This is a genomic window from Isoptericola sp. NPDC058082 (genome assembly GCF_042885055.1).
In the GTDB taxonomy this organism is placed as follows: Bacteria; Actinomycetota; Actinomycetes; order Actinomycetales; family Cellulomonadaceae; genus Isoptericola.
Genome location: NZ_JBHVSQ010000017.1, coordinates 1 through 26,096, shown reverse-complemented (window position 1 = coordinate 26,096; position 26,096 = coordinate 1). Strand labels below are relative to the sequence as shown.

Sequence of the window (26,096 nt, the reverse complement as noted above, 5' to 3'; positions counted from 1 at the left end):
GTGACACGCGCATGACCACGACCCCCACCGACCGCCGCCTCCGCCACAGCCCGGAGGCGGCCGTCGGCCTGCCGCGGTGGGCCTTCGTGCCCGCCGCGGTGGGCGGGCTGTTCGTGCTGCTGCCGCTGGTCGCGATGGCCACGCGGGTCGACTGGTCGAGCTACTGGTCGCTGATCACCAGCGAGTCGGCGCGGGCCGCGCTGCTGCTGAGCCTCCAGACGTCGGCGGCCAGCACGGTGGTGTGCCTGGTGCTCGGCATCCCGATGGCGCTGGTGCTGGCGCGGTGCCGCTTCCCCGGGATCGACCTGCTGCGCTCGCTGGTGATGGTGCCGCTCGTGCTGCCGCCCGTGGTCGGCGGCATCGCGCTGCTCTACACGTTCGGCCGCCGCGGGCTGCTCGGGGAGACCCTCGAGGTCGCCGGCCTGCAGATCGCGTTCTCGACGACGGCGGTGGTGCTCGCCCAGACGTTCGTCGCGCTGCCGTTCCTCGTCACGAGCCTCGAGGGTGCGCTGCGCACGGCCGGCGCCCGCTACGAGGTGGTCGCGGCGTCGCTCGGCGCGCGTCCCACGACAGTGCTGCGCCGCGTCACGCTGCCGCTGGTGTGGCCCGGGCTGCTGTCGGGCGCCGTGCTGTCGTTCGCCCGTGCGCTCGGGGAGTTCGGCGCCACCATCACGTTCGCCGGCAGCCTCCAGGGCGTCACGCGCACCCTGCCGCTGGAGATCTACCTGCAGCGCGAGACCGACCCCGACGCCGCGGTGGCCCTCTCCCTGCTGCTCGTCGTCGTCGCCGTCCTCGTCATCGCCGCCACCAGGCAGGGTCAGCGGGACCGGAGCCCGCTGTGACGCTCACCTTCGCCGCCACGCTGCCGGCCCGCGGGTTCGACGTCGAGCTCCGCGTCCCCGAGGGCCGCACCCTCGCCCTGCTCGGCCCCAACGGGGCGGGGAAGTCCACCGCGCTCGGCCTCACGGCGGGGACGCTGCGCCCGCACGACGGCGAGATCGCGCTCGACGGCCGCCCCCTGGTGCGCGCCGAGGCAGGCCGCACGCGCACCTGGGTGCCGCCGCACGCCCGGCAGGTCGCGCTCCTCGCGCAGGAGGCCCTGCTGTTCCCGCACCTGACCGTGCGGCAGAACGTCGCGTTCGGCCCGCGCTCCCAGGGCGTGCGGCGGCGGGACGCGGACGACGCCGCCGGGCGCTGGCTGGAGCAGATCGGGCTCGCGCACCTCGCCGACCGCCCGCCGTCGACCCTGTCCGGCGGGCAGGCCCAGCGCGTCGCCGTCGCGCGGGCGCTCGCGGCCGAGCCCCGGCTGCTGCTGCTCGACGAGCCGATGGCCGCGCTCGACGTCGACGTCACGCCCGCGCTGCGCCAGGCGCTCAAGCAGCTCCTCGCCGACCAGACCGCGATCATCACGACCCACGACGTCCTCGACGCCCTGCTGCTGGCCGACGAGGTCGCCGTCGTCGAGGGCGGGCGCGTCGTCGAGCGCGGCCCGACCGCCCAGGTGCTCAGCCGCCCGCGCAGCGCTTTCGCGGCGAAGATCGCGGGGCTCAACCTCCTGGCCGGGACGTGGACCGGCGACGGCGTCCGCACGCCCGCCGGGGAGATGGTGCACGGGCACGGCGATCCCGACGCCGCGGTCGGCGCGCCCATGACCGCCGTCTTCCGCCCCGCCGCGGTCGCCGTCTACCTCGACGAGCGGCACGGCTCCCCGCGCAACACCTTCCGAGGCACGGTGACCTCGCTGGAGCCGCGGGGCGACCTCGTGCGCGTGCGCACCGACCACCTCGCCGCCGACGTCACGCCGCAGGCCGCCGCCGAGCTGTCCCTCGTGCCCGGCGCGCGGGTGTGGCTGTCGGTCAAGGCGGCCGAGGTCGACGTCTACCCGGCGTGACCCTCAGACCGCGTCGTCGTGCGCGAGCTCCAGCCGGTAGCCGCGCTTGACGACGGTCTTGACCAGGTCGCGGCGGCCGGTGGCGTCGCGCAGACGGGCGACGGCGACCTCGACGGCGTGCGGGTCGCGGGACGTGCCGGGCAGCACGTCCAGCACGCGGTCGCGCGGCACGACGTCCCCGCCCGCCGACGCGAGCAGCCGCAGCACCTCGACGCCGGTGGGCGACAGCGGCAGCACCTGCTGGTCCAGGACGGCGACGCGGGCCCGGATGACGAGCGGCCCCGCGACGGTGGCGAGGGCCACCGACTCCAGGTGCTCGTAGTGGCCGACGATCGACCGCACGAGGGCGCCGAGGCGGCCGCGCTCGGGCTGCAGGGTCGGGATGCCGCGCGACTCCAGCGGGCGCGCGGTGACGGGCCCGACCGCGGCGGCGACCATCGACCCGTCGGCGAAGCGCGCCACGACCGCGTCGCGCAGGCCCTGGCTCTCGACGGCGCGCAGCCACGCCTCGGCGCCGGGCGCCGACGTGAAGGCGACGGCGTCGATCTCCCCCGCCGCGGCGGCACGCACGGAGGCCTCGACGGCGGCCGGGTCGGGCGGCGGCCCCCACCGGTACACGACCAGCGCGGACACTCGCGCGCCCGCCTTCTCGAACACGACGTCCAGCCCGTCGGCGCCCGCCCCGTGGTGCTGGATGGCGACGTGCAGCCCGCTCACGCCCTCGCTGAGCAGCACCTCGGCGACCTCGGCCGACGTCTCCGACTCCGCGACCCAGTCGGCCTGCAGCCCCGCGGCCTGGATCGCGCCGCGCGCCTTGGGGCCGCGGGCGACGATCCGCGACCGGCCCAGGACGGCGAGCAGGTCGTCGGCGAGGCCGTGCGCGTCGGCGGCCTCGATCCACGCGCGGAACCCGACGCCGGTGGTCGCGACGACGACGTCCGGCGGGTCGGCGACGAGGGTGCGCGTCGCGGCGATCAGGGCGTCGTCGTCGACGTGCGGGATCATGCTCAGCGCCGGAGCGTGCCGGACGGAGGCGCCGCGGCGCTCCAGGGCGGCGGCCAGCTCGCCCGAGCGGCGGTCGGCCGTGACGAGCACCGTGCAGCCCGCCATCACCTGGCCCAGCGCCGGCCGGGGGCCCGGCGCGGTGTCAGCCACCGGCCTGCCCTGCGGCTCCTCCTGCGTCACGCACGACCTCCAGCAGCTCCTCGTGGGCCACGTCGCCGATCACGACCACGGCCGGCGCGCGGACCCCGACCTCCTCGGCACGCTTGGCGGCCAGGTCGAGGGCGACGCGCGTGACCCGCTGGTCGGGCAGCGAACCGCGTTCCACGATAGCGACGGGCGTTCCCGGCGCGGCGCCCGCGTCCAGCAGGCGGGCGACGATCCCCGGCAGCGCGGCCACGCCCATGAGCACGACCAGCGTCGCCGCCCGCGAGGTCACGCACGCCACGGAGACGTCGTCGAGCACGTCGCCGCCCGCCCCGCCGTCGCGGGTGTGGCCCGTGACGACGTGGAACGCCGTCGTCGTGCCCCGGTGCGTCAGCGGCACCCCGGCCAGCGCGGGCGCGGCGAGCGCGGACGAGACCCCGGGCACCACGTCGACCGGCACCCCGGCGGCGCGGCAGGCCGCGACCTCCTCCCCGCCGCGGCCGAAGACGAAGGGGTCGCCGCCCTTGAGGCGCACCACACGCTGGCCGGCGAGGGCGCGCGCCACGATCAGCGCGTCGATCTCCTCCTGCGGCAGCGTGTGCCGGCCCGGTGCCTTGCCGACGTCGACGACCTCGACGCCGGGGCCCAGGTCGTCGAGCACCTCGCGCGGCACCAGGCGGTCCGTGACGACGACGTCGGCCGTCGTCAGCGCACGCCACGCGCGGTAGGTGAGCAGGTCGGCGGCGCCCGGTCCGGCGCCGACCAGGGTGACACGGCCGGGGGCCGCGCCGGACGTCGTCATCCGATCCCCACGTGCACGACGCCGCCGGACACGACGACCGGGTACGACGCGAGGTCACCCGCCAGCCCGCCCCGGGGCTCCTTGCCCGCCGCGTCGAGGCAGCGGCCCGTGTGCAGCTCGAAGACCTGCTTGTACACGGGCGACGCCACCGTGGGCGTGCCGCCGCGGGTCCCGACGATGCCGCGCGACATGACGTGGGCGCCCGAGTACGGGTCGAGCTGCTGCACGGCGCAGACCGTGCCGTCGAGCAGGCGGAACAGCGCGACCTGCAGCTCCTCGCCGTCGGAGCCGGTCACCAGGGCGGCGGCGCCGCGCTCGGGGGCGAGCGCGTCCAGCCGGCAGACGGCGGTCCAGCCGGGGCCGTCGACGAGGGTCGTGACGGTGCTCGTCTCGGTGGGGCTCGGGGTCAGGGCGGTCATGCGCGCACCTCCAGGGTGGGGCCGGCGACGAGGACGGGGCTGGTGAGGGCGGAGACGAGCTCGGGGTCGACAGGGCCGTCAGCGCCGGACGCGACCTCGTCCGCGGTGGCCGGACGCTTCTGCCCGCGCTCCGGCACGTACGCGAGCGTCGGGTCGGGCGTGGTCGGGGCGTTGACGAAGGAGCCGAACCGGGCCAGCTTCTCGGGGTCCTCGAGCACGGCCTTCCACTCGTCCTCGTACCCCTCGACGTGCTGCGCCATGGCGGCGTCGAGGTCCGCGCCGATGCCGAGGGAGTCCTCGACGACGACCTGGCGGATCGCCTCGAGGCCGCCCTCGTACTCCTCCACCCAGGGGGCGGTGCGCTGGAGCCGGTCGGCGGTGCGGATGTACAGCATGAGGAAGCGGTCGATGGTGCGCAGCAGCTCGGCCGACGAGAGGTTCTCGGCGAAGAGCTGCGCGTGCCTGGGCGTCTGCCCGCCGTTGCCGCCCACGTAGACGTTCCAGCCCTGGTCGGTGGCGATCACGCCGACGTCCTTGCCGCGCGCCTCCGCGCACTCGCGGGCGCAGCCGGAGACGCCGAGCTTGAGCTTGTGCGGCGAGCGCAGGCCGCGGTATCGCAGCTCGAGCTCGACGGCCATGCCCACGGAGTCCTGCACGCCGTACCGGCACCAGGTCGACCCGACGCACGACTTCACCGTGCGCAGCGACTTCCCGTAGGCGTGCCCGGACTCGAACCCGGCGTCCACGAGCCGCCGCCAGATCTCCGGGAGCTGCTCGACGCGGGCGCCGAACATGTCGATCCGCTGCCCGCCGGTGATCTTCGTGTAGAGGCCGAAGTCCTTCGCGACCTGCCCGACGACGATCAGCCCCTCGGGCGTCACCTCGCCGCCCGGCATGCGCGGCACCACCGAGTACGTGCCGTCCTTCTGCATGTTGGCGAGCATGTGGTCGTTGGTGTCCTGCAGGGTCGCCTGCTCGCCCGCCAGGATGTGCCCGTTGCCGAGGCTGGCCAGGATGGACGCCACGGTGGGCTTGCAGATGTCGCAGCCGCGGGCGTCGGGCACCCGCCCGAAGCGGGCGATGATCTCGCTGAACGTGTGCAGGTCGGCCACGCGCACGGCGTCGAAGAGCTGGGCGCGGGAGAGCTCGAAGTGCTCGCACAGCGCGTTGCTCACCTCGACGCCGGCCTTGGCCAGCTCCGTCTTCGTCAGCTTGGTGACCAGCGGCAGGCAGGCGCCGCACGTGGTGCCGGCGCGGGTGCACGCCTTGACCCCCGCGACGTCGGTGCACGCGTGCCCCTCGAACGACCCGTTCACCGCGCCGCGGATCGTGCCCGCCGAGACGTTGTTGCAGGAGCAGACGTTCGCGTCGTCGGGCAGCTCGAGGGTGGGCGCGCCGCCCGCACCCTCGGGCAGCAGGAACGCGCTCGGGTCGCCCGGCAGCTCGGCGCCGAGCATCGGCCGCAGCGAGGCGTACGGACCGGCGTCGCCGACGAAGACGCCGCCCAGCAGGGTGCGCGCGTCGTCGGCCATCACCAGCTTGCTGTAGACGCCCCGCAGCGGGTCGGCCCACACGATCTCGACCGACATCTCGGTGCGGCCGTGCGCGTCGCCGAAGCTCGCGACGTCGACGCCCGAGAGCTTGAGCTTGGTGGCCGTGTCCGCGCCGGGGAACGTCGCCTCGCCGCCGAGCAGCCGGTCGGCCACGACCTCCGCCATCGTGTTGCCGGGCGCCACCAGGCCGAGGCAGCGGCCCTCGATGCACGCGACCTCGCCGATCGCCCAGACGTGCTCGTCGGCGGTGCGGCAGGTGAGGTCGACGACGGCGCCGCCGCGACCGCCGACCTCCAGGCCGGCCGCGCGGGCGAGCTCGTCGCGGGGCCGCACCCCGGTGGCCATCACGACGACGTCCACGTCGAGCCGCCCGCCGTCCGCGAAGTCCATCCGGCCCACGTGCCCGGTGCGGCGGTGCGGGCGGATCGCCTTCGTCGCCGTGTCGGTGCGGACGGAGATGCCCTTGTCGTTGATGAGCCGCTTCAGCGCGTGCCCGCCGCCGAGGTCGATCTGCACGTCCATGAGGTGCGTGCCGAACTGGACGACCGTGGCCTGCGCGCCGAGCGCCTTGAGCGCGCCCGCCGCTTCCAGCCCGAGCAGGCCGCCCCCGACGACGGCGCCGCGCACCGGCCGCTCGACCACGCCGCCCCGCGTCTCGACGCGCCCCGCCTCGCGCTTCGCCTCCACCCAGCCGCGCAGCGCGGCGACGTCGTCGATGGTGCGGTAGACGAAGACGCCGGGCAGGTCGTTGCCGTCGATGGGCGGCATCGCGGCGCTCGATCCCGTGGCGAGCACCAGCTCGTCGTAGGCGTGCACCCGGCCGAGTCGGTCCGTCACGGTGCGGGCCTCCCGGTCGATCGACGCGACCGCGCAGTCCCGGTGCAGGTCGACCAGCGGGTCGTCCCACAGCGCCGGGTCGCCGAGCGTCAGCTCCTCGGCGTCGCGCACCTCGAAGTAGCGGGTGAGGCCCACGCGGTCGTACGGCTTGCGCGGCTCCTCGGCGAAGACGGTCACGCGCCACGCGCCGGCGTCGTCGCGGGCACGGAGGGCCTCGACGAACCGCTGCGCGACCATGCCGCCGCCCACGACGACGACGTGCCGCCGGTCGACGCTGCCTGGGGTGGGGGGCTCGCTGCTCATGACCCGAACGTAGGGAGCCGCCGTGTCGCCGCCGTCAGGCCACGGTTACCTCACGGGAACATCTGCCTCACGCGCGAAACATCCTGCGCGAGAGGGTCGGGTGCTCACCACCCCGGGACGACCTCCAGCGGCCCCTCGTCCGGCGTCGGTACCTCGAAGCCGTCGTGGTACGCCGCCGCGACCTCGGCCGTGAGCACGACGTCGTGCGGGTGCGCGGCGGCCCGGGCGGCCACGCGGGCGAGGGCGACGTCGCGCGGCGTGTCGACGAGGACGACGAGCGTGCTCGCGCCGTGCGCCGCACCGAGGGCCCGGTACTCGTCGCGCGCGGAGCGCGACCAGAACGACGAGTCGACGACGACGTCGCGGCCCTCGTCGAGGAGCGTCGCGACGCGGGACCGCAGCGCGTCGGCCACCCGGCGGGCGTCGTCGTCGGGCAGCGGGTGCACGGCGGGGTGCCCGGCCTCCCACGCGATCTCGTCGACCGACACGACCGCGTAGCCGTCGGCCGCGTAGCGGCGGGCGTGCGTGGACTTGCCCGCCCCGGCGGGCCCGCACAGCAGGACGAGGTGCGACACGGTCGTGACGCTACCCTCGCTGACCATGCCGACGACGATGCCGAGGACGCAGCGCGACCCCCGCACGACGACGAACCCGCTGGTCCGCGCCGTCGGGCGCTGGCTCGGCCGGGTCAACGCCCGGCACCCGTGGAACCACAACGACCACTTCCACGGCTGGATCCTGCGACGGCTGCCGCGCCGGAGGCACCGCGCGCTCGACGTCGGGTGCGGCCTCGGCGCCCTCGTCGGCCGCCTGCGGGCCTCGGGGGCCACGGTGGTGGGCCTCGACGTGGACGGGCCCGTGGTCGAGGCCACCCGCGCCCGGTTCGCGGGCGACCCCGGCACCAGCGTGCGGCACGGGCGGTTCGAGGACGTCCCCGCCGACGGCTCGTTCGACGTCGTGACCATGGTCGCCTCCCTGCACCACATGGACCTCGAGCCCGCGCTGCGGCACGCCGCCGGGGTGCTCGCGCCCGGCGGCCGGCTGCTGGTGGTCGGGCTGGCGCGGATCGGCGCGCCGCGCGACCTGGCCGTCGACCTGGTCTCGTCGTTCGCCAACCCGGTCGTCGGGCTGGTCAAGAACGCGCGACCGGCCCGCGACGTCCGATCCCCTGTCGACGACGGCCCGCCCGCGCCGGTGCGCGACGCGCGCGAGACGTACGGCGAGGTCCGCGAGACCGCGCGCCGCGTGCTGCCGGGAGCACGGTTCCGGCGGCGGCTGTTCTTCCGCTACACGCTCGAGTGGACCTCCCCGACCGCCTGATCCTCCGTCTCCGGCCCCGCCGGTCGCGCCCGGGCCAGCCACTCCACCAGCCCGCACACGGCCTCGGTGCAGCTGCCGCAGCCGGTGGTGGCACGGGTGGCGCGCGCGACGTCGCCCTGGGTCGACGCGCCGTTCGCCACGCAGGCGGCGATGTCGTGCTTGGTGACGCCGTTGCAGCGGCACACGGTGGCGTCGTCGGGCATGTGCTCCGGGCTGGTCGCCGGCTCGGCGGCGGGCATGACCGGTGTGAGCAGCAGGAACGCCGGGTCGGCGGGCACGGGGGTGCGGCGGGTGTAGGCGGCGGTGAGGTCGGCCGCCACGCGGGCGTCACCCACGCACGTCGCGCCGACCAGGACGCCGTCCGCCACCACGGCCTCGACGTAACGGCCCGCAGCGGGGTCGCCGAGGCGCACGGCCCGCTCCCCCGGCGCCGGGACGCGGCCGGACCCGCAGCGGCCCATCGCGACCACGCTGAGCGGCCCGGCCTTGACCTTGACGACGTCCGTGCCCCGGGTGTCGACGCCGCCGGCCCGCGCCCCCGGCGCACGCGACGACAGCAGCGTGCCGAGGCGCACCGCCATCGACGGCCCCGCGCCGTCGCCGGGCAGGCGCAGGTGCTCGCGCGGCCCGGCGGGCACCGCCGCGGCGGGGCGCGGTCGTGCCGCGAGCGCCACCAGGTGCTCGGCGAGCCGCCGCGCCTGGTCCCAGCCCTCCGCGACGAGCCCGCGCGACCCCTCCGGCGGCTGCGCGCAGTCGCCGACCGCGAAGACCCGGGGGTCGGTGACGGTCGCCAGGTCGGGGCCCACGACGACACCCCGCTCGACGGCGAGCCCGGACCGCCGCGCCAGCGCCGTCTCCGGCGCGGTGCCGCACGCCAGCACGACCAGGCCCGCGCCGAGCGTCTCCCCCGGCTCGGTGGTCGCGCCGTCGAGCCGCACCCCGACCGCCCGGCCCCCGACGACGAGCACCTCCTGCGGCCGCACCCCCGTGCGCACCGCCACGCCCGCCGTCTCCAGGCCCCCGCGCAGCACGGCGCCCGCCTGGTCGTCGAGCTGCCGGTCCATCGGGGCGCCCGCGCCGTGCACGAGGGTCGTGGGCAGCCCGCGCCCGGCCAGACCGAGCGCCACCTCCACGCCCAGCACGCCGCCGCCGACGACCACCGCGCGCGGGGTGTTCACGGTGGCGGCGACCACCTCGCGGGCGTCGTCGAGCGTGCGCAGCGCGTGCACCCCGGCGGGCAGGGCCGTGGCGTCCGTGCCGAGGCCGGGCACGTCGGGCAGGCGTGCGGCCGCGCCGGTGGCGAGGACCAGGTGGTCGTAGGGGTGGCGGGTGCCGTCGTCGGCCAGAACGAGGCGGGCGACCCGGTCGACGGTCACCGCGGTGGTGCCGCGCAGCACCCGGGTGCGGCCGTCGTCGACCAGGGGCATGCCGATCGCCGCCACGTCCGTGCGCCCGGCGACGACGTCGGACAGCAGCACCCGGTTGTACGGCTCGTACGGCTCGGCGCCGAGCACGGTGACGTCGAGCGCGCCGTCGGCGTCGCGCCGGGACACCTCGTCGGCGAGGCGCGCGCCCACCATGCCGTGGCCGACGACGACCACCCGGTGCGGCACGCGCAGGCCCTGCTGCGGATCGCTCATGCGGGGACCTCCACGGTCTCGACGTGCTGGGCCTCCACGGCCGGGGCGGGCACGGCCGGTGTCACCGACACCGCGCAGACCTTGAACTCCGGCATCGCGGAGACCGGGTCGACGGCGTCGGTCGTGAGGCGGTTGACGCTGCCCGCGCCGCTCCAGTGGAAGGGCATGAAGACGGTGTCCGGGCGGACGGCGTCGGTCCAGCGGGCGGTCGCCTCGACGACCCCGCGGGCCGAGACGAGGCGCGCCCGGCCGCCGTCAGGCACCCTGACCCGCAGCCCGAGCAGCGGGTGCAGCTCGACGTACGGCTCCGGCACCAGCCGCTCCAGCTCGGGCACGCGGTGCGTCTGCGCGCCCGACTGGTAGTGCTGCAGCACGCGCCCGGTGACGAGGTACGTCGGCGCGTCGGGGCGCACGTCGTCGGCCGGCCCGGCGTGGTCGACCGCGACCATCCGGGCGCGACCGTCCGGCGTCGCGAACCGGTCGAGGAACACGCGCGGCGTCCCGAGGTGCTCCCCCGAGTTGTCAGGATGCGCGGCGGGTATGCCCCGCGCTGGTCCTGACAGCGCGGGGGTGGCAGCCGGGCACGGCCAGTACAGTCCCGGGCCGCCGGCGGCGTCGTGCGCGTCGAGCCGGGCGTGGCTGAGCCCGGAGTAGTCCGCGACGCCGCCGGCCGACGCTCGCGCCAGCTCGTCGAACACGACGGCGGGGTCGGTCGGGAAGGCGACGTCCGAGCCGAGGCGGCGCGCGAGCCCCGCGAGGATCCACAGCTCCGAGCGCGCGTCGCCCGGGGCGTCGGTGGCACGGCGGCGACGGATCACGCGGCCCTCGAGGTTCGTCATCGTGCCCTCCTCCTCCGCCCACTGGGTGGTGGGCAGGACGACGTCGGCGAGCAGCGCGGTCTCGGACGGTACGACGTCGCACACCACGAGCAGATCGAGGGCGGCGAGGCGCTCGCGCACGCGGTCGGCGTTCGGCGCGGACACGACGACGTTCGAGCCGTGCACCAGCAGCGCGCGCGGCCCTCCGGGCGTCCCGAGCGAGGTGAGCAGCTCCACGGCGGGCACGCCCGGCCCGGGCAGCGACCCCGGGTCCACGCCCCACACCCCGGCGACGTGCGCGCGGGCGGCCGGGTCGTCGATCCTGCGGTAGCCGGGCAGCTGGTCGCACTTCTGCCCGTGCTCCCGCCCGCCCTGGCCGTTGCCCTGCCCGGTGAGGCACCCGTACCCCGACCCCACCAGCCCGGGGAGCCCGAGGGCCAGCGCCAGGTCGATCGCGGCCGTCACGGTGGCGGTGCCCTGCGCCGACTGCTCGACGCCGCGCCCCGTGAGCACGTAGGCCCCCCGCCCGCCGCGCGACGGCGACGCCGCGGCCAGCAGCCGCGCCACCCGGCGCAGCTCCTCGGCGGGGACGCCGCACACCGTCTCCGCCCGCTCGGGCCACCAGGCGGCGGCCGACCGCGCGACGTCGTCGAACCCCGTGGTGCGCTCCTCCACGTACGCGCGGTCCACGAGCCGCTCGGCCACCAGCACGTGCACCAGCGCCAGCAGCACCACGAGGTCGGTGCCCGGCACGGGCTGCAGGTGCACCCCCTCGCCGGGACCGGCGAGACGGGCGGTGGCCGACCGGCGCGGGTCGACGACGACGAGCCCGCCCGCGGCGCGCGCGCCGGCGAGGTGCTGCACGAACGGCGGCATCGTCTCGGCCACGTTCGAGCCGAGCAGCAGGATCGCGTCGGCCCCCGCCAGGTCGGTCACCGGGAACGGCAGCCCGCGGTCCAGGCCGAACGCCCGGTTCCCCGCGGCGGCGGCCGACGACATGCAGAACCGGCCGTTGTAGTCGATGAACGGCGTGCGCAGCACGGTGCGGGCGAACTTGCCGAGGGCGTACGCCTTCTCGTTCGTCAGCCCGCCGCCGCCGAACACCGCCACGGCCTGCGGCCCGTGCTCGGCGGCCAGCCTCGCGAGCCGGCCCGCCACCCGATCGAGCGCGTCGTCCCACGACGCCGGAGCCAGCGCGCCGTCCGCCCCGCGCACGAGCGGCGTCATGAGCCGGTCGGTCGCGCGCAGCACGGTCGCGCTGGTCCACCCCTTCTGGCACAGCCCGCCGCCGTTCGTGGGGAACTGCCGGGGCGCCACCGACACGGGCAGCGCCGCCCGGCCCGCCGACGCCGGGCCGGCGGGGCCGGCGGGCGTGAGGTCCATGCCGCACTGCAGCGCGCAGTACGGGCAGTGGGTGGCGACCGCGGCCCCCGCCGTCGTCATACGCGCGCCGCCCGCATCGCGGTGCCGCGGCGCGCGTACACCGCCCAGGTGACGACGGCCATCACGGCGTACGCGCCGACGAACACCCACAGCGCGGCGACCAGCGAGCCCGTCAGCGACGTCGACATCGCGAACCCGCGGGGCACGAAGAACCCGCCGAGCGCGCCGACGGCCCCGGCGATGCCGATGCAGCCGGCCGCCGCGCGGGCCGTCGCCGACGCCTCCCGCCCCGCCCCGGCGACCCGGAAGGCCGCCGGGATCATCCGGTACACCGACCCGTTGCCGACGCCGGTCGCGACGAACAGCACGAGGAACGACGCGAAGAAGAGCCCGAACCGGTGGCTCCCCAGCGCGGAGATGGCGCCGAGCGCCCCGACGATCATCACGGCGTAGCAGCACACCGTGACCACGGCGCCGCCGACGCGGTCGGCGAGGATGCCGCCCAGCGGGCGGGCCACCGACCCCACGAGCGCGCCCAGGAAGGCGAGCGACAGGCTCACCTCCGGGAACTGCCCCGCCAGGAGCGTCGGGAAGGCGCCGGAGAAGCCGATGAACGACCCGAACGTGCCGATGTAGAGGAACGAGATCACCCACGTGTGCGGCTGGCGGACGGCCACCGCGAACGAGCGCGGGTCGGCCTTCGCCGCCGCGAGGTTGTCCATGAACCGCCAGGCGAGGACCGCCGCCAGCACGATGAACGGGACGAACACGAGGCTCGCGCGCTCCAGCGCCACGCCCGCGCCGGTCACGATCACGAGCGGCACGACGAGCTGCACGACGGCGGTGCCCAGGTTCCCGCCCGCGGCGTTCCAGCCGAGGGCCGCGCCCTTCTCCTTCTCCGGGAAGAAGAAGGAGATGTTCGCCATCGACGACGCGAAGTTGCCGCCGCCGAAGCCCGCGAGCGCCGCGACGGCGAGCAGCACGCCGAACGACGTCTCCGGCCGCTGCACGACGACCGCCAGCGCCGTCGTGGGGATCAGCAGCAGCGACGCCGACACGACCGTCCACGTCCGTCCGCCGAACACCGGCACCGCGAGGGTGTAGGGGATGCGGAGCGTGGCGCCCACGAGCGAGGGCACCGCGATGAGCCAGAACATCTGGTCGGTGGTGAGCGTGAACCCGGCGGCGGGCAGCTGCGGCACGACGATCGACCAGAGCGCCCACACGCAGAACCCGAGGAACTCGGCGAACACCGAGAGCACTAGGTTGCGGCGCGCGACGCGGCGGCCTCCGCCGGCCCAGAATGCCGGGTCCTCGGGGCGCCAGTCGTCGATCCAGCGGCCCGGGCGGGTGTGCGCGCCGGGGGCCGGGGGCGCGGCGTCCGTGGTGGGAACGGCCGTGGTCGGAGCAGCCATCGCGTGTCCTCCTGAGCGCGGGCCCGACGACGCGGGCGGTGGGTAGGTGCCGCCGGCGCGTCGTCGGGCCGGTGGTCCGACGCTAGGAAGACGGTGTTTCGATGCCTGACGCCGGGCCGTGAAATGCGCGTGAGCACGAACGCACAGCCGGCCCGGCGGGCCTGTGAGCAGGAGGGTTCGACATGCGCTGCCCCAGGTCCGGGCCCATGATGCGAAACAGTGACTCTTCGGTACCCCAGCCCCAGGAGTGCGCATGTCGACCACCCGTCCGCCCGTCACGACCGACCTCGGGGCGGCGCCGCCGACCGGGGCCGCCGACGCCCTGCTGCGGCTCGGCAAGCACCTGCGCAAGGGGGACGTGTCCGAGGACCTGCGCCAGCTGTTCCTCAAGGGCGGCCGCGAGGGTGACGTCTTCTACCGGGACCGGTGGTCGCACGACAAGGTGGTGCGCTCCACGCACGGCGTGAACTGCACGGGCTCGTGCTCGTGGAAGGTGTACGTCAAGGACGGCATCATCACATGGGAGACGCAGCAGACGGACTACCCGTCGGTCGGGCCGGACTCCCCCGAGTACGAGCCGCGGGGCTGCCCGCGCGGCGCCGCGTTCTCCTGGTACACCTACTCGCCCACGCGGGTGCGCTACCCGTACGTGCGCGGCGTCCTGCTGCGGGCGTACCGGGAGGCGAAGGCCGCGGTCGGCGGCGACCCGGTGCTCGCGTGGGAGCGGCTGACCTCCGACCCGGAGACGGCGCGGGCGTACAAGAGCGCGCGCGGCAAGGGCGGCCTGGTGCGGGCCACGTGGGACGAGGCGGCGGAGATCGTCGCGGCGGCGCACGTGCACACCATCAAGGCGCACGGGCCGGACCGGGTGGCGGGCTTCTCCCCCATCCCCGCGATGTCGATGGTGTCGCACGGCGTCGGGGCACGGTTCGTGCAGATGCTGGGCGGCACGATGCTGTCGTTCTACGACTGGTACGCGGACCTGCCGGTCGCCTCCCCGCAGGTGTTCGGCGACCAGACGGACGTGCCGGAGTCCGCGGACTGGTGGAACTCGTCCTACCTGATCATGTGGGGCTCCAACATCCCGGTGACCCGCACCCCGGACGCGCACTTCATGGCCGAGGCGCGCTACCGCGGCACCAAGGTCGTGTCCGTCTCCCCCGACTACGCGGACAACACGAAGTTCGCCGACCAGTGGCTAGCGCCGCAGCCGGGCACCGACGGGGCCTTGGCGATGGCGATGGGGCACGTGGTCCTGCGGGAGTTCCTCGTCGAGAAGCGCACCGCGCCGTTCGTCGACTACCTCAAGAGGTACGCGGACGCGCCCTTCCTGGTGCGGCTGGACGAGAAGGACGGCGCGTACGTGCCGGGCAAGTTCCTCACCGCCTCGGACGTGGACGACGCCGTCCTGCCGGGCGCACGGGCGACGGCGAACCCGAGCTTCCGCACCCTGCTCCTGGACGCCGACGGCACGGTCGTCGCGCCGAACGGGACGCTCGCCGACCGGTACGGCGAGGCGGGCGAGGGGAGGTGGAACCTGGACCTGGGCGACGTCGACCCGCTGCTGTCGGTGGCCGACGGCGCCGGGGCGGCGCCGGGCGAGCTGGGCACGGCAGCCGTGCTGCTCCCCCGGTTCGACGTCGTGCCCGAGGCCGACGCCGGTGCCGGGGACGCCGCCGAGCAGGCGCACCTGGGCGGCAAGGGCGTGCTGACGCGTGGCGTGCCGACCCGGCGGGTGGGCGGGCACCTGGTGACGACGGTCTTCGACCTGCTGCTGGCTCAGTACGGCGTCGAGCGGGCCGAGCTCGACCTGCCGGGCGAGTGGCCCACCGGCTACGACGACGCGACGGCGCCCGGCACCCCCGCCTGGCAGGAGGAGATCACCGGCGTGCGCGCCGCGGACGCCGCGCAGATCGGCCGGGAGTTCGCGCAGAACGCCGAGGACTCCGGCGGCCGGTCGATGATCATCATGGGCGCGGGCGCGAACCACTGGTTCCACTCGGACACGATCTACCGCGCGTTCCTCACGCTCACGACGATCACCGGCTGCCAGGGCGTCAACGGCGGCGGCTGGGCGCACTACGTGGGCCAGGAGAAGTGCCGCCCGATCACGGGCTGGGCGCAGTACGCGGGCGGCCTGGACTGGGTGCGTCCGCCGCGCCAGATGATCGGCACGGGCTGGTTCTACCTCGCCACGGACCAGTGGCGGTACGACGGGATGCCGGCCGACGCGCTCGCGTCCCCGCTGGCGCCCGGGGTCCTGGCGGGCCGCACGACGGCGGACTCGCTGGTGGAGTCGGCGCAGCGCGGCTGGATGCCGAGCTACCCGACGTTCGACCGCAACCCGCTGGACCTCGTGGACGAGGCGCGCGCGGCGGGCAAGGAGCCGGAGCAGCACGTCGTGGACGAGTTGAAGGCCGGGAACCTGCGGTTCGCCTGCGAGGACCCCGACGACCCGGCGAACTTCCCCCGGGTGCTGACGATCTGGCGGGCCAACATCCTCGGCTCCTCCGGCAAGGGCAACGAGTACTTCCTCAAGCACCTGCTCGGCACGGACGCCTCCGTGCTGGCCGACGAGGCGCCGGAGGGCCGCCGTCCGGCGTCGATGACGTGGCACGACGAGGCGCCGCGCGGCAAGCTCGACCTGCTCGTCACGATGGACTTCCGCATGACCAGCACGACGCTGTTCTCCGACGTCGTGCTCCCCGCGGCCACCTGGTACGAGAAGCACGACCTGTCGAGCACGGACATGCACCCGTTCGTGCACTCGTTCAACCCGGCGATCAACCCGCCGTGGCAGACGAAGACCGACTTCGACACGTTCCACACGCTGGCGCGGCTGGTCTCGCAGCTGTCCGAGGAGCACCTGGGCGTGCGCGAGGACCTGGTCGCCACGCCGCTGCTGCACGACTCCCCCGACGAGCTCGCGGTGCCGCACGGCACGCTCACCGACGCGGGCGCGCCACCCGCGGAGCGCGAGCTGGTGCCGGGCGTGACGATGCCGCGCCTGCAGGTGGTGCAGCGCGACTACCCGGCGTTCGCGGCGCGCATGGCCGCGCTCGGGCCGCTCACGGACACCAAGGGCATGGCCACCAAGGGCGTCGCGTTCATGCCGGACGAGGAGGTGCGCAAGCTCGGGCAGGTCAACGGCCTGGTGACGTCCGGCCCCGCGGCCGGGCGCCCCCGGCTGGACCGCGACACCCACGCGTGCGAGACGATCCTCGCCCTGTCCGGCACGACCAACGGCCGCCTCGCGGTGCAGGGGTTCGAGCACCTGGAGAAGCGCACCGGGCAGCGGCTGGCGGACCTCGCCGCCGACGACCAGGCCAAGCGCGTCACGTTCCCGGACGTGCAGTCGCGGCCGACGACGGTGATCACCTCCCCGGAGTGGTCCGGCTCGGAGCACGGCGGGCGCCGGTACACGGCGTTCGCGGTGAACGTGGAGCGGCTCAAGCCGTGGCACACGCTCACCGGCCGCCAGCACTTCTACCTCGACCACGACTGGATGATCGAGCTGGGCGAGCAGCTGCCCGTGTACCGGCCGCCGCTGGACCTGCACCACCTGTTCGGCGACTCGCCGCGGCCCGGCGCCTTCGACGACGGCGGCCCCGACGGCAGCGGCACCGGGCACGCCGCCGTCGCGGTGCGCTACCTGACGCCGCACTCCAAGTGGTCCATCCACTCGGAGTACCAGGACAACCTGTTCATGCTGTCGCTGTCGCGCGGCGGCCCGAACATCTGGATGAGCCCGGCGGACGCCGCGAAGATCGGCGTGGCGGACAACGAGTGGATCGAGGCGGTCAACCGCAACGGCGTCGTCGTCGCGCGCGCCGTCGTCTCGCACCGCATGCCCGAGGGCACGGTGTACATGCACCACGCCACGGACCGCACGGTGGACGTGCCGCTCGCCGAGACCTCCGGCCGCCGCGGCGGCATCCACAACTCCCTGACGCGCATCCTGCTGAAACCCACGCACCTCGCGGGCGGGTACGGGCAGCTCACCTACGCGTTCAACTACCTCGGCCCCACCGGCAACCAGCGCGACGAGGTCACCGTCATCCGACGCCGCTCGCAGGAGGTGCGTTACTCGTGAAGGTCATGGCCCAGATGTCGATGGTGATGAACCTCGACAAGTGCATCGGGTGCCACACCTGCTCGGTGACGTGCAAGCAGGCGTGGACGAACCGCACGGGCACGGAGTACGTCTGGTTCAACAACGTCGAGACCCGCCCGGGCCTCGGCTACCCCCGCACCTACGAGGACCAGGACACCTGGCAGGGCGGCTGGGTGCGCACCAAGCGCGGCAAGCTCAAGCTCCGCGCGGGCGGGCGGGCCAAGAAGCTCGCGTCGATCTTCGCCAACCCGAAGCTCCCGTCCATCCACGACTACTACGAGCCGTGGACGTACGAGTACGACATGCTGCTGAGCGCCCCCCAGGGCGAGCACACGCCGGTCGCCAAGCCGAAGTCCCTGCTCACCGGCGACGACATGTCGATCCAGTGGTCGGCCAACTGGGACGACGACCTCGGCGGCTCCACCGCGACGATGCAGGACGACCCGATCCTCAAGCACATGAGCGAGCACGTCGCCGAGGAGCTCGAGCAGACGTTCATGTTCTACCTGCCGCGCATCTGCGAGCACTGCCTCAACCCGTCTTGCGTGGCCTCCTGCCCGTCGGGCGCGATGTACAAGCGGGTCGAGGACGGCATCGTCCTGGTGGACCAGGACCAGTGCCGCGGCTGGCGCATGTGCGTCACCGGCTGCCCGTACAAGAAGGTCTACTTCAACCACAAGACCGGCAAGGCCGAGAAGTGCACGCTGTGCTACCCGCGCCTCGAGGTCGGGCTGCCCACCGTGTGCTCCGAGACCTGCGTCGGACGCCTGCGCTACCTCGGCCTGGTGCTGTACGACGCCGACAAGGTCGGCGCGGCCGCCGCCATCGAGGACGAGCACGACCTCCTGGCCGCGCAGCGGTCGGTGTTCCTGGACCCGCACGACCCCGAGGTGGTCGCCGCGGCCAGCCGCGAGGGCATCCCGGACGACTGGATCGAGGCCGCCCAGCGCTCCCCGATCTGGAAGCTCATCTCCGACTACGAGGTCGCGCTCCCCCTGCACCCCGAGTACCGGACGCTGCCCATGGTCTGGTACATCCCGCCGCTGTCCCCCGTGGTCGACGTGGTGGCCAGCTCCGGCAACGACGGCGAGGACGGGCGCACGCTGTTCGCCGCGATCTCCCAGCTGCGCATCCCGCTGGAGTACCTCGCCGGGCTGTTCACCGCCGGCGACACCGGGCCGGTCGAGCGGGTGCTGCGCCGGCTCGCCGCGATGCGGTCGGGCATGCGCGAGGTGAACCTCGGGCGCGAGTTCCCCGAGGAGCACGCCGCCGCCGTGGGCATGACCGGCGACCAGGTCCAGGAGATGTACCGCCTGCTGGCCATCGCGAAGTACGAGGAGCGGTACGTCATCCCCACCGCGCACACCGAGGTCGCGCGCGAGCTGGAGGAGATGGCCTGCTCCCTCGACTTCGAGGGCGGCCCCGGCATGGGCGGCGCCGGCCCGTTCGGCTCGTCCTCGGGTCAGCCCACCCCGGTCGCCGTAGAGAACTTCCACGCCCTGGCCGCCCGGCAGACCGCGGACTCCCCCTACGGCCCGTCCACCCCCGGGCGCGTCAACCTGCTCAACTGGGACGGCAACGGGCGGCCCAGCGGCCTGTTCCCGCCCGGGGACGACGGCGCCCCGGGCGGCGGCGGGACCGGCGACGAGGAGGGCCGGTCGTGAGCCGGCTCGCGTTCCTGCCCCGCCCCGGCGTGCGCGCGAAGCGGCTCGACCCGCTCGCGCCGGTGCCGCTGCCCGACGGCGACCGCGCCGTCGCGCACATGGCCGCGTCGGTGCTGCTCGCCTACCCCGACGACGCGACCCTCGCGGCCGCGCCCACCGTGCGCGACGCCGTCGCCCCCCTGCCGGCCCCGGTGCGCGACCGCCTCGCCGGGCTCGCCACGACGCTCCTCGACGCCGACGGACCGGACGACGTCGCCGCGCTGCAGGCCCGGTACGTCGCGACGTTCGACCTCAAGCGCCGCTGCGCCATGTACCTGTCGTACTACGCGGCGGGCGACACCCGGAAGCGCGGCGCCGCCCTCGTGCGGTTCGTCGAGGCCTACCGTGCCGCCGGGTTCGAGACCACCGGCGACGAGCTGCCCGACTACCTCCCGACCGTCCTGGAGCTGTCCGCCCGCGGCGGGCCCGACGGCGCCCGCATCGCGGGCGCGCTGCTCGCGGCCCACCGCGACGGCATCGAGGTGCTGCGCTCGGCGCTCGCCGCGCAGCGCTCGCCCTGGACGGCGGCGGTCGAGGCCGTGAGCCTCACGCTCCCGCCCGTCGACGCCGCCACGGCCGAGCGCGTCGCCGACCTGGTGGCCGCCGGGCCGCCCGCGGAGCTGGTGGGGCTGAGCGGGTACGGGGCGAGCGGCGCCGGTGACACGGGGTACGGGGACGAGGGGAAGGACCTGCCATGGGCCTGACGGACGCGGGCGCCGACAAGATCATCCTCTGGGTCGTGCTGCCCTACGTGACCTTCGCCGTCCTGGTCGTGGGGTCGATCTGGCGGTACCGGTACGACAAGTTCGGCTGGACCACCCGGTCCAGCGAGCTCTACGAGAAGCGCCTGCTGCGCTGGGGCTCACCGCTGTTCCACTTCGGGCTGCTGTTCGTGGTGCTGGGGCACTTCCTCGGGCTCGTGATCCCGAACACCTGGACGGAGGCCGTCGGGGTCAGCGAGGGGTTCTACCACTTCATCGCCACGTCGATGGGGTCGCTCGCCGCCGTCGTCGCGGTGGCCGGGCTGCTCATCCTCATCTACCGGCGCCGCTCCACCGGCCCCGTCTTCCTCGCGACCACGCGCATGGACAAGACCATGTACGTGTTCCTCGCCGCGTCGCTGTTGTCGGGAGCCTGGGCGACCGTGCAGACGCAGATCCTCGCGGGCGGGCACGGGTACGACTACCGGGAGACGATCTCGCCCTGGTTCCGGTCGCTCTGGTACCTCCAGCCGCAGCCCGCGCTCATGGAGGGCGTGCCCGCCGCGTTCCAGGTGCACATCGTCGCGGCGATGCTGCTGTTCGCGCTGTGGCCCTTCACCCGGCTGGTGCACGCGTTCTCCGCCCCCGTGCAGTACCCGTTCCGGCCCTACGTGGTCTACCGCTCCCGCGAGGCGTCCGTGTCGTCCCGGGCGCCGCGACCCGGGTGGGACCCGACGACGCCGCCCCGCTGACCCGACCGTCCGACCCGACCGTCCGTCCGTCCGTCACGACTGGAGGAACCATGACCTCGGCAGCCACCCCCGGACCGGCCGGCGCGCCGACCGCCCCGGCCGTGCAGGGCAACGCCACCCAGCTCACCCTCGCGACGATCGGGTTCGCGATCTGCTTCTGGGCGTGGGCGCTGCTGAGCCCGCTGGGCAAGAGCTACGGCGAGCTGTACGACCTCAGCGACTTCGAGGTGTCCGTGCTCGTGGCCATCCCCGTGATCGTCGGGTCCCTCGGCCGCATCCCGATCGGCGCGCTCACCGACCGGTTCGGCGCCAAGGTGATGTTCCCGCTGTGCAGCGCACTGACGATCATCCCCGTGCTGTTCATCGGGTTCGTCGCGAACAGCCTGGTGTGGCTGCTGATCGGCGGGTTCTTCCTCGGCCTGGGCGGCACGACCTTCGCCATCGGCGTCCCGTTCGTCAACAACTGGTACCCGCCGGCCCGCCGCGGCACCGCGATCGGCATCTTCGGCGCCGGCATGGGCGGCACGGCCATCGCGTCGTTCTCCACGGTGCCGATCCGCGACGCGTGGGGCGACGGCGCCCCGTTCATCATCGTGTCGGTGTTCCTCGCGGTCTTCGCCCTCGCCTCGCGGGCACTGCTCCAGGACTCCCCCGCCTGGTCGCCGGGCACCGGCGGCGGCATGTGGGCGCGCACCTGGGCGACCTTGAAGATCCCCGCCACGCTCCAGCTGTCCTGGCTGTACGCGATCGGGTTCGGCGGCTTCGTCGCGTTCTCCGTGTACCTGCCGACGTTCCTGCAGAACGCCTACGACCTCAGCGCCAGCGACGCGTCGTTCCGCACCGCAGGCTTCGTCGTGCTCGCGGTCGTCTGCCGGCCGCTCGGCGGCACCCTGTCGGACAAGGTGGGCGGCGTCGCGGTGAACCTGGTGTGCTACGCGGTCGTGACGGTCGGTGCCGCCGTGATCATCTTCCAGCCCGCCCTGATCCCCGTGGCGACGGTCGCGTTCCTCGCGATGGCGGCGGCGCTCGGCGGGTCGTCGGGCGCCACCTTCGCCCTCGTCGCGAAGATGGCCCCGCCCGGGACGGTGGGCGCCGTGACCGGCGTGGTCGGTGCCGCGGGCGGCCTGGGCGGCTTCATCCCGCCGCTCATCATGGGCGCCGTCTACGGCGCGCAGGGCGACTACGGCATCGGGTTCGGCCTGCTCGCGCTGACGGCGCTGCTCACCCTGCTGTTCACGCTCGGCCCGGTGCGCAAGCGCGTGCGGGCGAACGCCGGATGACGGCGGTGCCCGCGCCCCGCGCCCCCTCACCCCGGCACGCGACCTGCCGTGAGGTCCGCGCCGCACAGGCGACACGTCCCCGGCCTAGCGTGGCCCCATGACCACCACGCCGCGGAGCCTGGCGGAGCACGTCGCCGCCGTGCTGGGTCGCGTCGCGCCGCTGCCCGTGCAGGATGTCGGGCTGGCGGACCTCGCCGTCGAGCCGCCCGGTCGCTCGCTCGGCGCGGAGGTCCGCTCCGTCGCGCTCGTGCCGCCGTTCGACGCCGCCGCTATGGACGGTTACGCCGTGCGTCTTTCCGACCTGCCCGCCGACGGCTCCCCCGTGACCCTGCCCGTCGTCGGCGACCTCCGCCCCGGCTCGCCCCCCGATCCTGGGCGCGTTCTCGGGGGACACGGGGCGGTCCGCATCATGACCGGCGCGCCGGTGCCCGGCGGGGCGGACGCCGTCGTGCCGGTGGAGCGCACGTCGACGGGCCGGTTCGTGGCGGGCGGCCCGACGACGGAGCGCGAGGTCACCCTCGCCCGGCAGCCCCGGGCCCACGTGCGGCACCGGGGCGAGGACGTGCGGCCCGGCGACCTGCTCGGCCGGGCGGGCGACGCCGTCACCCCGGCGCTGGTCGCCGTCGCGGCCTCGGGCGGGCTGACCGACCTGCCGGTGCGCCCACGGCCGCGCGTGGCGGTGCTGTCGACGGGCTCCGAGCTCGTCGCGGCCGGCGACGTGGCGGGCGTGGGCCGCATCCCCGACTCCAACTCGTTGCTGCTGTCGGCGCTCGCGCGGGCCGCGGGCGCCGACGTCGTGCGCGTCGGCGCCGTCCCCGACGACGCCGACGCCCTGCGCGCCGCCCTCGACGGCGTCGTGGGCAGCACGCCCGGCGGCTCGGGCACGGTCGACCTGGTCGTCACGACCGGCGGGGTGTCGGCGGGCGCGTCGGACGTCGTACGGGCGGTGCTCGACGCCGACGACGCGCGGCTGACGGACGTCGACGTCGCCGCCGTGGCGCTGCGACCCGGCCGGCCGCAGGCGCTCGCGCGCTGGCGGGGGGTGCCGTGGGTGGCGCTGCCCGGCAACCCGGTGAGCGCGTTCGTGTCGTTCGCGCTGTTCGTCCGTCCCGCGGTCGCCGTCCTCGCGGGCCGCGAGCCCGCGCGGCCGGTGCGCCGCCCCGCCGCCGAGGCGTGGCCGAGCCCGCCGGGTCGCACGCACGTCGTGCCGGTGCGGACGCTGCCGTCGGGCGCGGTTGCGCGGGCCACGGCGCCGGGCGCCGACCACCGCTCGGGGGGCCACGCGACGTCGACCCTGCTCGGTGCCGACGCTCTCGCCCTCGTCCCGCCGGACGTCGAGAAGGTCGAGGCCGGCGACGAGCTCGACGTGCTGCCGCTCGACCTGCCGTTCGGCACCGGGACCTGACGTGGCCCCCGACGGCGCCGCCCCCGCGCGGCACGACCTCCGGTACGACGCCGTGATCCTCGCCGGCGGACGCGCCACGCGCCTCGGCGGAGTGCCCAAGCCGACCGTCGTGCTCGACGGCGCCACGCTGCTCGACCGCGCGCTGGCCGCAGCCCGCGACGCCGACCGCACCGTCGTCGTCGGCCCGGACCCCGCGCTGCCGCCCGGCCGCGAGGTGCTCGTCGCGCGCGAGGACCCGCCGTTCGGCGGCCCCGTCGCCGGGCTCGACGCCGGGCTGCGGGCCCTGGACGCGGCGCCGGGCCCTGGTCACGACGCGCCGGCGTGGGTGCTGGTGCTCGCCGTGGACGTGCCCCGGGCGGGCGACGCGGTGCCCGTGCTGCGCGCCGCCGTCGCGGGGCCGGGGAGCACCACGTCCGACGGCGCGTACCTGGTCCGCGCGGGCCGCGCGCAGTGGTTGGTCGGCCTGTACCGGCGCGACGCGCTGCGCCGCGCCCTCGACGTCGTCGCCGGGCCGGGGAACCCCGCCGCGCTCGCCGGCGTGCCGGTGCGCCGCCTGGTCGCGGAGCTGTCCTGCGTCGAGGTGCCCGACGACGTCGGCGCGAGCGCGGACGTCGACACCTGGGACGACCTGCGACGGCTTACGGTAGGACTCCACACAGGAAGCCACACGGTCGTGGCGGCCCGCGCCGGGACGGGACCCGCGACGACCCGACCGCCGACCGACCGCCCGGGAGGACCCCGATGACCGACCAGACTCCCCCCGCCGCCCCCCGCGCCTCGGAGCCGGGCTCCAGCGTGCTGGACCGGTGGGTGGACGCCCTCGAGGCGGAGCTCGGGCTGCCCCCGCGCAGCGTGGACGTCGGCGCGGTGCTCGACCTCGCGCGGGACGCCGCGCACCAGGTGGCGCGGCCCGCCGCCCCCGTCACCGCGTACGCGGTCGGCTACGCGGCCGGGCTGGCCGCCGCGCGCGGGGAGTCCTCCGACGCGCTCGACCGCGCGACGTCGTCGGCGCTGTCCTGGCAGGACCCGGGCCCCGGCGCCGAGGCCGTCACCGGGACCGGGGCGGGGAGCTGATCGGATGACGACCGTCTCCCTCGGGATGCCGCGCCTGCCCGGCGCGGGCGTGCCCGACGTGCGGCTGCCCGCGGACCGGCCTGCCACCGGCGGGCTCGTCGACACGTTCGGCCGGGTCGCGACCGACCTGCGCGTCTCGCTCACCGACCGCTGCAACCTGCGCTGCACGTACTGCATGCCGGCCGAGGGCCTGCCGACCCTGCCGAAGGACTCGGTGATGACGCGCGAGGAGATCGTGCGGCTCGTCGGGATCGCGACGCGCGACCTGGGCGTGCGGCAGGTGCGGTTCACCGGCGGGGAGCCGCTGCTGCGCCGCGACCTCGTGGAGATCGTGCGCGACTGCGCCGCCCTCCCCCAGCGCCCGGAGCTGAGCCTCACGACCAACGCCGTCGGGCTGGACTCCCGCGCCGCCGCGCTGCGCGAGGCCGGGCTGGACCGCGTCAACGTCTCCCTCGACACCCTCGACCCGGACACGTTCGCCACGCTCGCCCGGCGCCCGTTCCTCGAGCGCACGCTCGCGGGGATCGACGCCGCGGCGCAGCAGTTCGACCTCGTGAAGATCAACGCGGTGCTGGTGCGCGGGGTCAACCTCGACCACGCCGCCGAGCTGCTGGCCTGGTGCCTGGAGCGCGGCTTCGAGCTGCGGTTCATCGAGCAGATGCCGCTGGACGCCGACCACGCCTGGGACCGCGCGGCGATGGTCACCGCGGCCGAGGTGCGCGACCAGCTCGGCACCCGGTTCGCCCTCGAGGCCGACGAGGAGCCGCGCGACGGCGCCCCCGCGGAGCGGTTCGTCGTGCGCGGCGCCGACGGCGCGCGCCTGGGGCGCGTCGGCATCATCGCGTCGGTGACGGAGCCGTTCTGCGACGACTGCCGCCGCACTCGCCTCACCGCGGAGGGCGGCGTGCGCGACTGCCTGTTCGCGCACACCGAGACCGACCTGCTCGGGCCGCTGCGCGCGGGCGCCGACGACGCCGTGCTCGCCGACCTGTGGCGCGCCGCGATGTGGGCCAAGCAGGCCGGGCACGGCATGAGCGACACGGGCTCCGGCACCGACCTCGACGGCTCGGGGTTCACGCAGCCCGAGCGCACCATGAGCGCCATCGGAGGATGACACGCATGACCCAGGAGACGACGGCGCCGGGCCGGCCGACGGACGCGGCGCCGGGCCTCGAGCAGACGGTGGCGCTGCGCTACTTCGCCGCCGCGCGCGCCGCGCTCGGGCGCTCGGAGGAGACGCTCGCCGTCCCGGCGGGCGCGACCGTCGCCGACGTCGTCGCCCGCCTGGCGGCCGGGACGCCCGCGGCAGGGCCCGTGCTGGAGCGCTGCAGCGTGCTGCTCGACGGTCGCCGGTCCGCGCCGTCCGACGTCGTGCCGGCCGGCGCGAGCCTCGACCTGCTGCCGCCCTTCGCCGGGGGGTGGGACGGGGCCCCTTCGGGGGTCCGCCCCCCCCCCCGCAAAAGAAACCCTCCCCCCAGTCATTCTTCTTCCCCCCACTCTCCTTTTAGTTCCTCTCTCCCACCCCCGCCCCCCCCCC

At 75.4% G+C, this 26,096-nt stretch carries 21 protein-coding genes; 13 read left to right on the top strand and 8 right to left on the bottom strand.

Features of this window, described 5'->3' with window-relative positions:
- Nucleotides 1–11 precede the first annotated feature (11 nt).
- Nucleotides 12–842 carry an ABC transporter permease gene (locus tag ACFVS0_RS18315; RefSeq protein WP_430588758.1) on the top strand — a complete coding sequence of 277 codons (831 nt, stop codon included), beginning with the start codon at nucleotides 12–14 and terminating at the stop codon, nucleotides 840–842.
- A complete protein-coding gene (locus tag ACFVS0_RS18310; protein WP_430588757.1) occupies nucleotides 839–1,891 on the top strand; it encodes a sulfate/molybdate ABC transporter ATP-binding protein in 1,053 nt (350 codons plus the stop codon). The genes ACFVS0_RS18315 and ACFVS0_RS18310 overlap by 4 nt, the downstream gene beginning before the upstream one ends.
- 3 nt (nucleotides 1,892–1,894) lie before the next feature.
- Here ACFVS0_RS18310 and ACFVS0_RS18305 read toward each other — a convergent pair whose 3' ends face one another.
- The 5 genes from ACFVS0_RS18305 to ACFVS0_RS18285 form a co-directional block, all read right to left on the bottom strand.
- Nucleotides 1,895–3,001: a uroporphyrinogen-III synthase gene (locus ACFVS0_RS18305; protein ID WP_430588780.1), complete on the bottom strand. Its 1,107-nt coding sequence runs from the start codon at nucleotides 2,999–3,001 to the stop codon at nucleotides 1,895–1,897.
- Between the two features lie 37 nt (nucleotides 3,002–3,038).
- The gene (gene cobA / locus ACFVS0_RS18300) at nucleotides 3,039–3,842 is read right to left on the bottom strand and encodes a uroporphyrinogen-III C-methyltransferase (RefSeq protein ID WP_430588756.1); all 804 of its coding nucleotides are present in this window, start codon (nucleotides 3,840–3,842) and stop codon (nucleotides 3,039–3,041) included.
- Nucleotides 3,839–4,261 carry a nitrite reductase small subunit NirD gene (nirD, locus tag ACFVS0_RS18295; protein ID WP_430552069.1) on the bottom strand — a complete coding sequence of 141 codons (423 nt, stop codon included), beginning with the start codon at nucleotides 4,259–4,261 and terminating at the stop codon, nucleotides 3,839–3,841. The genes cobA and nirD overlap by 4 nt, the downstream gene beginning before the upstream one ends.
- Complete coding sequence (gene nirB / locus ACFVS0_RS18290; protein WP_430588755.1) at nucleotides 4,258–6,954, bottom strand: nitrite reductase large subunit NirB; 2,697 nt, start codon at nucleotides 6,952–6,954, stop codon at nucleotides 4,258–4,260. The genes nirD and nirB overlap by 4 nt, the downstream gene beginning before the upstream one ends.
- 104 nt (nucleotides 6,955–7,058) lie before the next feature.
- The gene (locus ACFVS0_RS18285; protein ID WP_430588754.1) at nucleotides 7,059–7,556 is read right to left on the bottom strand and encodes an AAA family ATPase; all 498 of its coding nucleotides are present in this window, start codon (nucleotides 7,554–7,556) and stop codon (nucleotides 7,059–7,061) included.
- Here ACFVS0_RS18285 and ACFVS0_RS18280 point away from each other — a divergent pair.
- Nucleotides 7,555–8,274, top strand: a complete 720-nt coding sequence (locus tag ACFVS0_RS18280) for a class I SAM-dependent methyltransferase (protein WP_430588753.1) — start codon at nucleotides 7,555–7,557, stop codon at nucleotides 8,272–8,274. The two genes, ACFVS0_RS18285 and ACFVS0_RS18280, sit on opposite strands and share 2 nt — an antisense overlap.
- On the opposite strand, the gene ACFVS0_RS18275 is transcribed toward ACFVS0_RS18280, so the two are convergent.
- The 3 genes from ACFVS0_RS18275 to ACFVS0_RS18265 are packed head-to-tail and all read right to left on the bottom strand — an operon-like array spanning nucleotide 8,241 to nucleotide 13,530.
- A complete protein-coding gene (locus ACFVS0_RS18275; protein WP_430588752.1) occupies nucleotides 8,241–9,914 on the bottom strand; it encodes an FAD-dependent oxidoreductase in 1,674 nt (557 codons plus the stop codon). The genes ACFVS0_RS18280 and ACFVS0_RS18275 overlap by 34 nt on opposite strands.
- On the bottom strand, nucleotides 9,911–12,175 hold the full coding sequence (locus tag ACFVS0_RS18270) for a molybdopterin oxidoreductase family protein (RefSeq protein WP_430588751.1): 2,265 nt from the start codon (nucleotides 12,173–12,175) through the stop codon (nucleotides 9,911–9,913). Before ACFVS0_RS18270 ends, ACFVS0_RS18275 begins: the two co-directional genes overlap by 4 nt.
- Nucleotides 12,172–13,530, bottom strand: coding sequence for an MFS transporter (locus ACFVS0_RS18265; RefSeq protein WP_430588750.1), 1,359 nt, complete (start codon nucleotides 13,528–13,530; stop codon nucleotides 12,172–12,174). Before ACFVS0_RS18265 ends, ACFVS0_RS18270 begins: the two co-directional genes overlap by 4 nt.
- 253 nt (nucleotides 13,531–13,783) lie before the next feature.
- Between ACFVS0_RS18265 and ACFVS0_RS18260 the strand changes: the two genes are divergently transcribed.
- The 10 genes from ACFVS0_RS18260 to ACFVS0_RS18215 all read left to right on the top strand — a co-directional run.
- On the top strand, nucleotides 13,784–17,623 hold the full coding sequence (locus ACFVS0_RS18260) for a nitrate reductase subunit alpha (protein WP_430588749.1): 3,840 nt from the start codon (nucleotides 13,784–13,786) through the stop codon (nucleotides 17,621–17,623).
- Nucleotides 17,620–19,308, top strand: a complete 1,689-nt coding sequence (gene narH, locus ACFVS0_RS18255) for a nitrate reductase subunit beta (RefSeq protein ID WP_430586072.1) — start codon at nucleotides 17,620–17,622, stop codon at nucleotides 19,306–19,308. The genes ACFVS0_RS18260 and narH overlap by 4 nt, the downstream gene beginning before the upstream one ends.
- Nucleotides 19,305–20,051 carry a nitrate reductase molybdenum cofactor assembly chaperone gene (gene narJ, locus ACFVS0_RS18250; RefSeq protein WP_430588748.1) on the top strand — a complete coding sequence of 249 codons (747 nt, stop codon included), beginning with the start codon at nucleotides 19,305–19,307 and terminating at the stop codon, nucleotides 20,049–20,051. The genes narH and narJ overlap by 4 nt, the downstream gene beginning before the upstream one ends.
- Nucleotides 20,042–20,800 carry a respiratory nitrate reductase subunit gamma gene (gene narI, locus ACFVS0_RS18245; RefSeq protein WP_430552059.1) on the top strand — a complete coding sequence of 253 codons (759 nt, stop codon included), beginning with the start codon at nucleotides 20,042–20,044 and terminating at the stop codon, nucleotides 20,798–20,800. Before narJ ends, narI begins: the two co-directional genes overlap by 10 nt.
- Before the next feature lie 50 nt (nucleotides 20,801–20,850).
- The gene (locus tag ACFVS0_RS18240; RefSeq protein ID WP_430588747.1) at nucleotides 20,851–22,080 is read left to right on the top strand and encodes a nitrate/nitrite transporter; all 1,230 of its coding nucleotides are present in this window, start codon (nucleotides 20,851–20,853) and stop codon (nucleotides 22,078–22,080) included.
- 97 nt (nucleotides 22,081–22,177) lie between these two features.
- Nucleotides 22,178–23,485 (top strand): gephyrin-like molybdotransferase Glp, encoded by a 1,308-nt coding sequence (glp, locus tag ACFVS0_RS18235; protein ID WP_430588746.1) that lies wholly within the window; start codon nucleotides 22,178–22,180, stop codon nucleotides 23,483–23,485.
- 1 nt (nucleotide 23,486) lies between these two features.
- Nucleotides 23,487–24,230: a molybdenum cofactor guanylyltransferase gene (locus ACFVS0_RS18230; RefSeq protein ID WP_430588745.1), complete on the top strand. Its 744-nt coding sequence runs from the start codon at nucleotides 23,487–23,489 to the stop codon at nucleotides 24,228–24,230.
- Entirely contained in the window at nucleotides 24,227–24,559 is a 333-nt protein-coding gene (locus ACFVS0_RS18225; RefSeq protein WP_430552055.1) for a DUF6457 domain-containing protein, read from the top strand. Before ACFVS0_RS18230 ends, ACFVS0_RS18225 begins: the two co-directional genes overlap by 4 nt.
- 4 nt (nucleotides 24,560–24,563) lie before the next feature.
- The gene (moaA, locus tag ACFVS0_RS18220; RefSeq protein ID WP_430552054.1) at nucleotides 24,564–25,673 is read left to right on the top strand and encodes a GTP 3',8-cyclase MoaA; all 1,110 of its coding nucleotides are present in this window, start codon (nucleotides 24,564–24,566) and stop codon (nucleotides 25,671–25,673) included.
- 5 nt (nucleotides 25,674–25,678) lie between these two features.
- Nucleotides 25,679–26,096: MoaD/ThiS family protein (locus tag ACFVS0_RS18215; protein WP_430588744.1), on the top strand; the 418-nt coding region annotated here is incomplete at its 3' end.